Raw genomic sequence first — 13,095 nt, 5'->3', positions numbered from 1 at the left:
TGAAGTTTTTGTTTGTAATTTTGACATTGTCGTTCTGATGTAAAATAATTGTACTCATTTTGTACCTGTATGTATGTAACTATTTGATAATCAATGATTATTATGTTCTGTATTGGTAAATAGGCGTTGTAACTGATTGATAATCAGTACTTTAATAAGTTATTTCCAAGAACTTACCAAAGTACTGTTGGATATTATAAGTAGCTGTAATCTAGTTGATTACGGCTATTTTTTTGTCTTTTTTTTTAGTGAAATTCTTTCTTTTTGGCAATTTTTGTTCCTCAGATTGCTTATTTGTTATCGCCAAATTCCATAAGAAATGTATGTCTCTTATAGATGCTTGTTTTGAATTACCTATCGGGGCACTGAATATCTGATATCTAGCAAAATGTTGTATGCTGGCGAGATGAATATTTCTACCAGTACAGTGGAAAACCATATAAATAAGGCATTAATAAGACTTCGCACTAAGATAAAGTACCTGCATTTATATTATTTTAACTTTTTTTAATATAGAATAGGTGCCGCCCCCTGTCTCCATATACTTACTATAAAAGAGACAGTAGAAAATGGAATTATCAGATCAATTTTTACAGGCAGTAAATAACTACCTCGCAGGAAATGCTAGTGAAGATATAAAAAATATCATGCCTATGATAGTCAGACAGTATAACGTCGATATTGTTTATGCAGGAGAGGTGCCAACTGATAAATTTGGTTCTTGTGTTGAGGTGGAAATTTAATCAATAAGAGTATTTTGTTGGTAATTAAGAAATATGAAAATCAAATTAATTAATATTTTATTAATGCTGTTGGCTCTTAGCGGTTTCGCACAAACACCTGAATCAGAACTTTCTGACTCCCTGGTGGAAAATAAACAAGTGGTATTGAATAAATATATCCCTATAGTCAATGGTGATTTAAAATACAGTGCCTACCAGATTCCAGTGGATATTTTTGTGAGGAAGATTAACGATTTTAAAGCTGTAATGAATGCACAAATTGATAGCGAAAAAAGACAAAGCTTAAAAAACCTGAAAAGAGAAGACGTAGAGTTTTACACTTACAATATATTGAGGAATTATCGTGTAAATTATGGTAGAGACTCTCTAAGGAATGAAAAATATTTAAATTATTACAAGGATAGTTTAAATACACCTGGTGGCAATGAGCGATTCAAGTCGTTATGTAGACTAATTTTTAGTAAAGTTATGACCTTTGATGAAGGGAAGCGCTTGGACAGTTTGCTAAGTAAATCTACAGACCACAATCAGGGTGCCTTATTCAAAATGTCTGCTTCATACCGTAAGTGGTTAAGCGATTATCTTCATGGCGTACAATTGAAAAAATGTCTCACTGGCAAAAATGTTGGGGACTATTCTAATTTAGGTATGCTTAAAGTGATTAGTGCAGAAATTAGCGACCCTTTTATTAGAGAATACCAGCTTTACATTTATACAAGGCATGTTATTATGGATGCAAAAAATAGCAAAGCCATAGATAGTGCATATAATGACTTTATGGGTGTAGCCACTAAACTTATGTACAAAGCCGACATACAAAACATATATAGCAATTATATAGACATGATATCTCATACACTAGCGCCAGAATTTTCGTATACAGATGGTAGACAGGTAAGTTTAAAATTGAGGCAAGAGCTGGATCAGTTACTTAAGTAACTTTTAATCCAGATGATACAGTTTTACTATTAGATAATCTGGATTGAAATCGTGTTTTACCTCTATCACAACTATCATTGTTGGGGCAGTTTCTTCCCGGACAATAATGCTATTATTCTTGATGAGAAAAGTGAGGGATTGCCCTTCGAGGAATTTCATTATGACTTGTTTAAGATCTGCATTTTTAATGTTCACATTTTGCCATGTACACCAGAAATAATTAATGAATATGTACTATAGAGTTAATACACAAGTAGCAGCAATATTTTAAACTTATTATGAAAAATTACAATGAGTCAATCCTTGAAGTAACCCGTTATTTTAATCGTGACATTAGCTGGTTGAGTTTTAATCAATGTGTTTTGGAAGAGAGTTTGGACCCGCTTTTGCCTATCGTTGAAAAGATAAAATTCATTGCCATTCATGCATCTAATTTGGATGAGTTTTATCGTGTCCGCGTATCACATTTGGAAACACTGGATAAGATTGGGGATTTTAATGAGGAAGAAAATAGTTCCTATAGCGATATTCTGGCTGCCGTACGTGAAGAAGCAAGCCATCAGACTAACTATCTTCGCTCTATTCTTGCTACGACTATTATTCCAGAGTTGGAAAAAAACAATGTTATTCTTTATCAAAACCATGAGCAGGTGCTAAAAGAGCACCTGGAATTTATATACGAATATTTCAACGCACAAGTTGCCTCTTTTTTACAACCCATTTGGCTCAGTAAGGAAAATACACCTTTTCTTGAGGACCGGCAAGTATACCTTGTGTGGCAAGTCTCCCTGCATGATAATCAGGAAAAACTCATATTGCTCAATGTTCCCACTCAACACCTGCCACGATTTGTTTCCCTGCCGCAGGTTAATGATCAGCATTATGTAATTTATCTAGATGATATCGTGCGGATCGGGGGTGAGAAATTTTTGGAAAACTATATAGTAAAAGGCATATATTCCATCAAGTTGAATAGAGATGCGGGGCTCAGTCTCGACGAGTACACTGGTGAGATTGCTGACCAAATGAAACTTAGCCTTGAGCAACGTGCATTTGGTGCGCCATCACGGTTTCAATATGATGTTTCTATGCCTAAAGAGTTAGTGTCATCATTTACGGAATTATTTAAGATTGAACATGAAGAGCTGACCCCCACCGGTAGATACCAGCAAATGAGTGATTTTTTCGGTTTCCCAATTCCAGTCAATTCATCCTTATCAGGATTACCAAAATGGAAGCCGTTAAAACATGAAGAGCTGACTTCATACAAGAATTATTTCAAAGCACTGGATGACAAAGATTTTTTATTGCATTTTCCTTATCAATCTTATGATCATGTATTGATATTTTTTAACCAGGCGGTTCTCGACCCTTATGTAACCGAAATCATGGCTACTTTTTATCGTGTAGCATTCGACTCTCATATTGTCAATGCGCTGATCAGTGCTTCAAAAAATGGTAAAAAAGTAAAGGCTTTTGTAGAGGTCAAAGCAAGATTTGATGAGGCTAACAATCTTCTTTGGGCAGAGAAAATGGAGAAAGCGGGTATCGAAATTTTCTACAGCCTTCCAGATATAAAAGTGCATGCTAAAACAGCATTAATCACCCGTATAAAAGACGGTATAACCAAAACTTATGGTTTTTATGGTACTGGAAATTTCAACGAAAGAACAGCTGGCGTGTATTCTGATATTGGGCTCTTTACTGCTAGCCCCGTAATGAATGAGGAACTAAAAGATGTGTTCCTTTATCTGTACACCGGCAGACAGCCTGCCCCCTTCCGTCACCTTCTGGTATCGCAATTTAATATCATTGATGAGTTTAAAAAATTGATCAGCGATGAAATAACTATTGCACGCAGCGGAAGAGAAGGGAGAATTATGATCAAACTCAATAACCTTGAAGACAGTGAAATGATTGATGCGCTTTATGAAGCCTCCAATGCTGGTGTGAAAATTGAGTTGATCGTACGCAGTATTTGCCGCCTGAAACCTGGCGTACCAGGACTCAGCGAAAACATTAGTTTTACCCGGGTTGTAGGAAGATATCTGGAACATTCAAGAATATTTATCTTCAATAATGATGGCGTACCAAAAGTCTTCTTAGGCTCTTCAGACTGGATGGAGCGTAACTTGCGATCAAGAGTAGAAGTGGTGTTCCCTGTATATAATGAAGCGTGCAGACAGGAGATATTTAGTTTTATACAAATACAGTTAGCACACTACAGAAAATCAACACGGATTGGCCATCATCTGAACCCGACATCTATCGAGCCAGTTTTAGAATATGGTTATGATGCACAAGAAGATTTTTATCAACTAATTAAGAACAATTTTCAAAAGTAGGCAAATCAATGAATTCCCAGGTGTAATAACTTTGAACTTTTATAGAAAGCTCGGGTAGTACATTGAATACTGAAATAATAATGAATTATTGATATTAAATAACACGCTTGCTTTTTGTATAAATGAAAACACACATCCTTTCGTTATCAATACTTATTTTACCTATTATCTCTTTCGGGCAAAATAACAATGCGCCATCTAGTTACGACCCACATGATATTAAGATTACGGGTTACCTGCAAACTCAATTTCAAAAAGCACAATCTCCTGGGATAACTTCTTTTTCCGGAGGCGATTTTTCAACTAATTCCGATAGTCGGTTTATGATTAGAAGGGGGCGTTTAAAGATCGATAGGGTGGATAAATATTCAAGCATCGTTTTTCAACTCGATGCCACGCAAGATGGCATCCAGCTGATGGATGCTTTTGTTCAATTGCGCCATCCGGATTATAATTTTTTTAATTTCACTGCAGGTTTATTTAATAGGCCGTTTGGGTATTCTATCGTTTATTCATCAGGTTACCGTGATTTTCCGGAACGGGCCCGTGTTTTTCAAACGATAATGCCTCGTGAGCGTGATCTTGGTGCTTTAATCGGTTTCCATTCACAAAGTATAGCAAAATTTTTAACAGTAGAATTTGCTGTGGTAAATGGAAGTGGAAAAAATGCGAAGGATTATGATAGTAAAAAAGATATTATTGGCAACCTGACATTTAAATTTGATAGCCTTGCTAACAAAAAAATTCATATCGGTTTTGGCGGTTCCTTTTATAAAGGATCTGTTCGGAGTAACACCAAAACGTTTTATACTCCAAATAATAATGGTTATACAGAAAACACAAGTGATGATTTTGTTGGCAAAAACCTAAACAGAACTTATTATGGTGCCAATCTACAATTACAATATGACAATAGCTTTGGTGTTACAACTTTTAAAACTGAATATGTTGCAGGTAAACAACCTGGTGTAGCAGCCGGTGGGCCTGATAAATTGCTAGGACCTTATGCAAGTCAAAGTTTTGGCACCCAACCATTAGGTAATTTATTTGAACGGAATTTTAATGGTTATTATTTATGGTTTACGCAGCAAATTGCCAAAACTAAATTTACTGCATTGTGCGCATATGATGTATATGACCCAAATACAAAAGCCAGAGGCAAAACAATAGGAACAGCGGGAAATTTCACTGACGATGGTGATGTTAAATTTAACACATTAGGTTATGGACTGACCTATCAATTAAGTCCGAGATTGAAATTAACAGTTTATAATGAACACGTTAAGAACGAATCCACAAGTCTTAAAAATTATGCTCATGACATTAAAGATGATGTTTTTACTACACGGATGCAATATCGTTGGTAATACATTCAGTCATCTTCATACTAAAATTTAAATCATCCAATTTTAAACTGAAAAATAAATTATGCTTTTACTCGTACCTTTTTTAGGTGAATCCGATTTATCCACAGGTCTTGCAATAGTTTTTGCACTATGCTTGTTTGCCGTAGTAGCCTTTGAGTTCGTTAATGGCTTTCATGATACGGCCAATGCCGTCGCAACTGTAATTTATACCAAGGCACTTAAACCCGTTATTGCCATACCCTGGTCTGGATTCTGGAATTTCTTAGGTGTTTTTACTGGCGGAATCGCTGTAGCCATGGGAATTTTAAAACTTGTACCAATGGATACGTTAATGACACTTCCGACAGCAGTTGGAGCAAGTCTTGTACTTGCCGTTTTATTGGCCTCTATTATCTGGAATTTAGGAACATGGTATTTAGGTATCCCTTGTTCTAGTTCTCACACCCTTATTGGTGCTTTAATTGGGGCCGGTTTAGGATTTACCTGGTATTATGGCGGCAGTGGTGTAAATTGGCATAAGGCCGAAGAAATTGGCTTGTCACTGATTCTTTCGCCGCTTATTGGTTTCGGTTTGGCCATGTTGCTGATGTATTTTTTAAGACACGTAATCAAATATAAAGCACTTTTCCATATTCCAACGGGTGAAAATGACAGACCCCCTTTACTAATCAGGGCCATTTTAATTACCACCTGTACCCTGGTAAGCTTTTTTCATGGTAGTAATGATGGACAAAAAGGAGTGGGCCTTTTTATGTTAATACTCATTGCATTTCTACCGGCTAAATTTGCTGTCGACCATAACATTCCCAATGATAAAATTGTTTCAATATTAAATCAAACGGAAAGTGTTTTACGAACAGTTGCTGTAGCTAATCCTAAAAACAGTGTAGAATTTGCGAAGCTAAATAGCGAGATTGAGGCTGTGAAAACACATCTTGCGCACAAGAATGAAAAGGATAAAGAAGGTACCTATAAATTTAGAAAGCAGGTAGAAGGTCTTGGGATATCAATTAAAGCATTCCTGGGGAATAAAGCTTTAGTTATTGACGAAAAAAGTAGTAATGCACTTAATCATGAGGCATCACAAATTAAGAAGGTAATAGAGTTTGCACCAATTTGGGTAATTATCGTTATCTCTGCTTCATTAGGTTTAGGTACGATGATAGGCTGGAAAAGAATTGTAGTTACCATTGGCGAAAAAATTGGTAACGAACATTTAAACTATGCCCAGGGAGCCACGAGTGAAATTGTTGCAGCATCAACTATTGGTATAAGTACAGTTTTAGGGTTGCCCGTGAGTACAACCCATGTTTTATCGAGCGGTATTGCAGGTTCAATGGTTGCATCCGGCGGTAAAAGTAATCTAAATGCAGGGACCTTAAAAAGCATTGGGTTAGCCTGGGTACTTACCTTACCAGTTTCCATATTGTTGTCATTATTGTTATTTATGCTCTTCCATCTCTTTATTTAATATTGCAGACTTTTGATTAATTTACATTTAACCGAAAAAAAATGAAACGAATACTAGTTGCCTCAGATTTTTCAAACAGTGCGAGCAATGCGATGGTATATGCTTTGTCCCTTGCTAAAGTTTTACAGATGGAAATTACTGTAATTCACGCTATACATCCAACTGAAGGTATTAATAATAGCACATACAATGCAATTTTTATTGAAGATTATTACGCTAAAAAAAGATCCGCTTTAAAAGAGTGGGTTGAGACATTCAGTCAGATTGAAGATTATCAAGACATAAAAATTAAAACCATTTGTGATGTGGGCTTTCTAAGGAGTGTGATTACTAAATATACAGAGTATAATGCAGTATCATTTTTAGTGATGGGTATTACAGGAGCTACAGGTATTAAAGGTATTGTAGGCAGCAATGCCAGTATGGTGGTTACAAAAATGCGAATCCCGACATTAATTGTGCCTATAGATAGCCAGTTACCTGCAACATGGGTAATCACTTTGGCTACGGATTATAAGACAACCAGGTTATCGGTAAAGGATGTTAAGGCATTAACACAGATACTAAAGGTTTCTGAACCGAAAAAGCTTGAGGTACTTCATATTTCCGAAAAAGATATGGATGTAAAAGCCATAAAAAATGGGGAAAAAAAATTGCAGGATTTGATTCCTTCAGTAGAAATTAATTTTAACTATGTTGATGATGAAGGTAAGACGTCAAATGGGATTATAGATTTTATAGAAAATAATAAAACCGACATTCTGTGCTTAGTGAAAAGAAATCACAATATTATTTACCGTTTATTTGCCAGCAGCACTGTAAATGAGGTATTAAATAAATCTGTTAAAGCCATCTTGGTGCTTCACGAATAGTGCTATTTGGGGTGTTAATTTAACCACGAAAGAAACCGGGTATGCTGTATTCTGTTTCTTTCATGGTTTTGTTTTTCTAAATCGAGTCTGCTAAAATCATAGTTATTTTCACTTATTTTTAATATTGAATAGGTGCTACCTCTTTCTCCATACACTTAGTATAAAAGAGAGAGTAGAAAATGTGCACAAACCTAACCTGAATTACCCCATCAAAACGCTGAATATCTGATGTCTCGCGAAATGTTGTATTTTGGCGAGAAGGGGTCAATGTAATTGGTTTTATCCAGGTAGCCAGCTTGTATGGCATTCATCTATTCCGAGCAACTTTTTAATTGATCCGCAAGGCAAAATAGTAGCAGTGAACCTTCGCGGTGCTGATCTGGACAAAAAAACGGATAAAACCGAATCCAGGTTAATGGATACTATTATTTAATAATTATAAAAAAAACAAATGAAAAAATTAGTAATGTTATTTCTATTGATCCCGTTTATAGGATCAGCACAAGACAAAGGGACACATTTTGAGCACGGATTAACTTGGGTGCAGGTTAAGGAAAAGGCTAAAAAGGAGAATAAGTATCTTCTTGTAGATTGCTTTACTACCTGGTGTGGTCCTTGTAAATATATGAGCAACACTATTTTTCCTCAAGATAAAATGGGCGATTTTTTTAATAAAAACTTCGTAAATGTAAAGGTGCAATTTGATAAAACTACTGGTGATAGTGAAGAGGTGAAAGGCTGGTATAAAGATGCAGATTCCATTGGTAAAGCGTATGGAATTAAAGCCTATCCCACATTTTTGATCTTTTCACCAAATGGCGATTTAGTACACCGGATAGTGGGGGGCGGGGACGTGGATGGATTTATTGCCAAGGCGGAAAAAGCTTTACATCCCGAAACACAATATTATACGCTGCTTAAAAAATTTGAAGCCGGTAGTATGTCCCCCCAGGCCATAAAGGAATTAGTTGCCGTTGCTGAAGCGGCTTATGATCCAGATAATTCGGCAAAACTTTCAGCAGCTTACCTGAAAACACAGACCAACCTTTATACTAAGGAAAATCTGGACTTTTTAAGTCGGAGTATAAAAGACAGTAAAAGTGAAGGGTTTGAACTGATGCTTAAAAACCGTAAAAAAATTGATGCCATACTGGGTAAAGATAAAGTGGATAAAATTCTAAGTGATGTAGTTCTTAAAGAAAATATCTATCCTCTTTTAAGGAGCGCTACTGTAAATCTGGATTCTCTTATTGCCGTTGTAAAGGCTAAATATCCTTCCATTGAGCTGAACAGATCAACTAGTCTCTTACAGGTCCAATTTTATGAAAAAACCCAAAAATGGATTAAATATCAGCCCGCCGTGTTGTCTTATATGGAAAAATATGGTAAGGATGCTGACGGACCAACATTGAATTCCTTTGCCTGGACAGTTTTTGAGAATTGTGAAGATGCGGATTGTATTGCTGCTGCTTTAAGCTGGAGTAAGCGTAGTGTCGAAAAAACACAGCATAAAGATGCTGCTATTTTAGATACCTATGCCAATTTACTTTATAAAATGGGAAAGAAAGAAGAGGCAATTGTAATAGAGCAGCAGGGACTGGATCTGGTTTCAGCCGAAGAAAAAGGCAACTACCAAAAGACCCTTGATAAAATGAAAAAAGGGGAAAAAACCTGGGTTAATAAATAAAAAGCATTGGAATTGGGTGAGCCACCACAAGTAGGCTCAGCCGTTCGTGCCATTACACATCCAGAAGGAATGCCTTACTATTATAGTGAGGGTGTGGTCCGCCGGAAATTTTCAGGCGGAGGGCCTGCCTTTAATGCAAGCGTTTAGGTAATCGGAATGGTATCTACCACCAGCTCTATTTATTACGATATAGCGAAACAACAAAACCTACAAATGGTTGTGAAATCTACCATGCCGGTAATTACCATCAAAAAATTAATTAATAATTCCCGAAGTGCATAGTTGAGCAAAAAGAGGGACATCCAGCTTTAGTCCTTTGGCATGTTTATCACTTTGGTGTTTCAAGACTAACTTGTCAAATTTTTCTCTCGAAATATGAGCTAATATTTGGCTGAATAAATCTACTTTTCTCATCGCGGAGACTGTGGTTTTTATGGTAATTAAAGCTAATGCTCATGATGGTGACATAATGCCAATGAAGGAGCATTTTACCGATACCGGAGATATGGAAGACAGGATACACTACATACTCTTATTGGAATTGATGGATGGATTGGTTGAAAAGCTGTCTGAAAAATGTCGGATGGTATTTAAATATAGCAGGGAGGGAAGTTTGTCTGGATAATTTTTTTTGTATCGAATAGGTGATGCCCCTGTCTCAATATACTATAATTATTATGAAAGACAATTGGAAAGAGACTAATCTGAATATGACAGGACCAATACCGCAAAGTGCTATAAACCAGAATAAAATATTTACCCTCAAAATTAAATATGCGTATTGCACATATTATCATGGCTCATAAAAATCCTGATCAGTTGATAAGATTGATTAAGCGGCTTCATCACCCTGAAGCAGATTTTTATATACATATTGATACAAAATCGGCTATTGAAGATTTTAATTTAGCATTAAGTATCGTTCGGGTCTTATTTATAAAAAACAGAGTAAATTGTAACTGGGGAGGAAACAGTTTGTTTCTAGGCATAATAAGCTCAATGAACGAGGTTATATCCTTAAAAAAGAATTATAGCTTCCTCAATTTATTAAGCGTCCAGGATTACCCATCGTATTCATAATTTGGTTTGTTAGTCGGTTTATTTTAGGCTTCGGGGTGGTTTCCGAAGCCTTCTTTTTTGATCGGCCTGGTCATGATTTTCTTATGATGCAGGCTTTTTATGTCCTTAATATTATTTGGATCGCATTACATTCGCTGTACCAGTAGCCGTTGGCAAAACATAATAATGAACATCTTTTATGCTTCCATCGGAATTTTTATCAATACTCACTACCGGCGAGTTACCATTATCCGGGCCATCAGTTGCTAAAGCTGTTGAGGATACCTTAGCTTTAGAACCATAAACATTTGTCGCGAAACTATTGAAATCAGATCTGCTGCCGCCATTGGCATTGAAAAGCATCACACCTCCGCCTTTATTCTTGATGGCAGAGGCAGTATTGTCAGCTATATCTAAAGAGGAACTTTCAACAAATATTTTATTAGCTGGGATATCGTTTCCAGTAAAGGTACCTCCAAAATTAGTGATAGCATAAGTTATTGATGACGCACTATTTTTGATTTCAGTATCACTCACGTTGAATAAATAAAGTCCAATTATTTTTGTTGGCAGTAACTTGCGAATGGCAGCTATGACCATAGGCATTGATTTATCATTTGGAATTCCGTTAGAGTATTCATTATCAACCTCCACTCCATCTAAACTGTATTTATCGACAGTGGCTTTTACACTTTTTGCAAAATAATCCGCATCAGCCTGACTTGTGAACTGGCTCCATCCGCTGGCATCATGATTGTTCAATAAGCTTAAGGTTACCTTGATGCCTTTTTCATGCAATTTTTTTACATAGTCAGTTTTCTCGAGCAAATAGTATGTTTGTGCATTTAACGAAACTACAGCTTTTGGCGTTGCCTCCTGACTAAGGTTAATATTGCCGGCAAAGATACAAGCAACATTGACGATAGGTAAGCCGTTTTTAGCACTGTTTACTCCACTTAAGGTGAACAACCCCATGTTGTTGAGGTTATTATTGTTAGTTTCCACATAAGCTATCAAAGCAGTGGATGGAAGGGCATTAGCAGTCATAGGAGTATTAGCAGGATTAATGCAACTTAAAGAAAGGTTGTTTTGATCTTCCAATGGACTCGGGGTAGTCGATTTTTTACATGCCGAAAGGCAGAGCAGGCCAGCTACGGACAGGGTAACTAAGCGACAAATGTTTTTTTTTAAAATGTTCATACTTAATGGTTTTATAGTTTATTTGATTCTTATTGGGCTTTTGGAGATGTCTCTTTATTAATGTACCTCATAGGTTACTTAGTTCCTGCTTTTACTACTGAAACAATAGCGGCAGCAGCCACAACTTTTCAGCTCTTGATGGATTAATACATACCCGTAAATAAGACAATCCTTTAAACCGAAGTTTAACGAACTGTTCATTTGATATAAGATTACTTATGTATGAGAGTGTATAGAGAAAGAGGTAGCACCTATTCAATATTGAAAAAGAATAAAATAATATCACTGTCAATAGATTGCAGGTTTGATAATTTGTGTTGGAGCTATCCAGATTCTACCGTCTATATCATGGCGAACTGAAAAGGTGGGTTTAACTGGTAGATTGGATTATTTAAAGTTGTAAATTCATATAAAATTTTTTAAATTGTTTAAAATTATTTATTTTACAACTTTTAAATAGTAAAAAATTAGAATTTAGATAAGAATTTCGTTGTTTTTCAATTTTTTTGTGTAATTATTTTAATTATAATTGATTTTGTGTAATTAATTCTTGTAGAAATGTCATGATTTCCATGAAGGAACATCTTATTGGTATGATGAAATGAAAATTTGAAAGAGATTTAAGGTGCCAGGATCTGGAAGACAAGATACACCACACACTCTTATTGGAATTGATGATTGAAGAGGTTGAAAGGCTACCTGAAAAATGCCGGATAGTATTTAAATACAGCAGGGAGGGAGATTTAGCTGTAAAGGGGATTTCAGAAAAGGTGAATATTTCTACCGGTACAGTAGAAAACCATATGAATAAAGCATTAATTAGACTTGGCAGTAAGATGGAGATTTTGCATCAATATTATTTTATTTTTTTTTGTAGCAAATAGGTGCTGCCTGCGTCTCAATATACAATAAGAATGGTGAAAGATAATTGGAAAGAGATTTAAAGTGCCAGAATGTGGCTGGGAAAGTATAGCATAAATTTTTAGATCATGGAAGGGTACAATTTGTTTTCTGAAGGTGAATTAACTAACCTTTTGAAAGCGGGGGATAGTGTGGCATTTACTGAAATTTATAATCGATATTGGAAAATATTGTATGGTATTGCATATAACCGTTTAAAGGATTTACAATCTTCTGAAGATGTTGTTCACGATGTATTGGTGAGTCTTTGGAAAAACAGGGAAAACGCAGTTATAGAAAATATTACCGCCTATCTGGCAACGGCAATAAAATATAGAATATTTCATTTATTAAAGCGGGCGATGAAATTTTCTGTTGAGGAACGTGATCGGGAGAAATCGGAGCATCTTACCGATACCGGAGATCTGGAAGACAGGATACACTACATACTGTTATTGGAATTGATGAATGAAGAGGTTGAAAAGCTGCCTGAAAAATGCCGTATGGTATTT

Annotated in this window: 13 protein-coding genes; 11 read left to right on the top strand and 2 right to left on the bottom strand. The window is 35.9% G+C overall.

The features are described 5' to 3' along the window. The first annotated feature begins 569 nt into the window (after positions 1 to 569). From HDF25_RS24970 to HDF25_RS24940, 7 genes are all read left to right on the top strand, one after another. Positions 570 to 743: a hypothetical protein gene (locus HDF25_RS24970; protein ID WP_184629144.1), complete on the top strand. Its 174-nt coding sequence runs from the start codon at positions 570 to 572 to the stop codon at positions 741 to 743. A 33-nt stretch (positions 744 to 776) separates the two neighbouring features. Continuing rightward, on the top strand, positions 777 to 1,682 hold the full coding sequence (locus HDF25_RS24965) for a hypothetical protein (protein WP_184629143.1): 906 nt from the start codon (positions 777 to 779) through the stop codon (positions 1,680 to 1,682). A 278-nt stretch (positions 1,683 to 1,960) separates the two neighbouring features. Beyond that, positions 1,961 to 4,027: a polyphosphate kinase 1 gene (ppk1, locus tag HDF25_RS24960; protein WP_184629142.1), complete on the top strand. Its 2,067-nt coding sequence runs from the start codon at positions 1,961 to 1,963 to the stop codon at positions 4,025 to 4,027. A gap of 122 nt (positions 4,028 to 4,149) precedes the next feature. Further along, positions 4,150 to 5,394 (top strand): porin, encoded by a 1,245-nt coding sequence (locus HDF25_RS24955; RefSeq protein ID WP_184629141.1) that lies wholly within the window; start codon positions 4,150 to 4,152, stop codon positions 5,392 to 5,394. A gap of 61 nt (positions 5,395 to 5,455) precedes the next feature. Next, positions 5,456 to 6,865, top strand: coding sequence for an inorganic phosphate transporter (locus HDF25_RS24950; RefSeq protein ID WP_184629140.1), 1,410 nt, complete (start codon positions 5,456 to 5,458; stop codon positions 6,863 to 6,865). A 41-nt stretch (positions 6,866 to 6,906) separates the two neighbouring features. Beyond that, complete coding sequence (locus tag HDF25_RS24945) at positions 6,907 to 7,737, top strand: universal stress protein (RefSeq protein WP_184629139.1); 831 nt, start codon at positions 6,907 to 6,909, stop codon at positions 7,735 to 7,737. A gap of 451 nt (positions 7,738 to 8,188) precedes the next feature. Further along, positions 8,189 to 9,424: a thioredoxin family protein gene (locus tag HDF25_RS24940; RefSeq protein ID WP_184629138.1), complete on the top strand. Its 1,236-nt coding sequence runs from the start codon at positions 8,189 to 8,191 to the stop codon at positions 9,422 to 9,424. Between the two features lie 255 nt (positions 9,425 to 9,679). On the opposite strand, the gene HDF25_RS24935 is transcribed toward HDF25_RS24940, so the two are convergent. Then, the gene (locus HDF25_RS24935) at positions 9,680 to 9,838 is read right to left on the bottom strand and encodes a DUF4372 domain-containing protein (protein ID WP_184629137.1); all 159 of its coding nucleotides are present in this window, start codon (positions 9,836 to 9,838) and stop codon (positions 9,680 to 9,682) included. 61 nt (positions 9,839 to 9,899) lie between these two features. Here HDF25_RS24935 and HDF25_RS24930 point away from each other — a divergent pair, with 61 nt between their 5' ends. Both HDF25_RS24930 and HDF25_RS26010 read left to right on the top strand, forming a co-directional pair. Continuing rightward, positions 9,900 to 10,049 (top strand): hypothetical protein, encoded by a 150-nt coding sequence (locus tag HDF25_RS24930; protein WP_184629136.1) that lies wholly within the window; start codon positions 9,900 to 9,902, stop codon positions 10,047 to 10,049. A 149-nt stretch (positions 10,050 to 10,198) separates the two neighbouring features. Next, positions 10,199 to 10,504: a beta-1,6-N-acetylglucosaminyltransferase gene (locus HDF25_RS26010; RefSeq protein WP_411267950.1), complete on the top strand. Its 306-nt coding sequence runs from the start codon at positions 10,199 to 10,201 to the stop codon at positions 10,502 to 10,504. A gap of 111 nt (positions 10,505 to 10,615) precedes the next feature. Here HDF25_RS26010 and HDF25_RS24920 read toward each other — a convergent pair whose 3' ends face one another. After that, positions 10,616 to 11,683 carry a glycosyl hydrolase family 18 protein gene (locus HDF25_RS24920; protein ID WP_184629134.1) on the bottom strand — a complete coding sequence of 356 codons (1,068 nt, stop codon included), beginning with the start codon at positions 11,681 to 11,683 and terminating at the stop codon, positions 10,616 to 10,618. Between the two features lie 674 nt (positions 11,684 to 12,357). Between HDF25_RS24920 and HDF25_RS26005 the strand changes: the two genes are divergently transcribed. Both HDF25_RS26005 and HDF25_RS24910 read left to right on the top strand, forming a co-directional pair. After that, positions 12,358 to 12,567, top strand: a complete 210-nt coding sequence (locus tag HDF25_RS26005; protein ID WP_184629133.1) for a sigma factor-like helix-turn-helix DNA-binding protein — start codon at positions 12,358 to 12,360, stop codon at positions 12,565 to 12,567. A gap of 105 nt (positions 12,568 to 12,672) precedes the next feature. Then, a partial coding sequence (locus HDF25_RS24910; protein ID WP_184629132.1) for an RNA polymerase sigma factor occupies positions 12,673 to 13,095 on the top strand: 423 nt, incomplete at its 3' end.

Source organism: Pedobacter cryoconitis, from assembly GCF_014207135.1.
Classification (GTDB): domain Bacteria; phylum Bacteroidota; class Bacteroidia; order Sphingobacteriales; family Sphingobacteriaceae; genus Pedobacter; species Pedobacter cryoconitis_D.
Note: the sequence above shows the minus strand (reverse complement) of the source record. Positions and strands in the feature narration are given on the sequence as shown.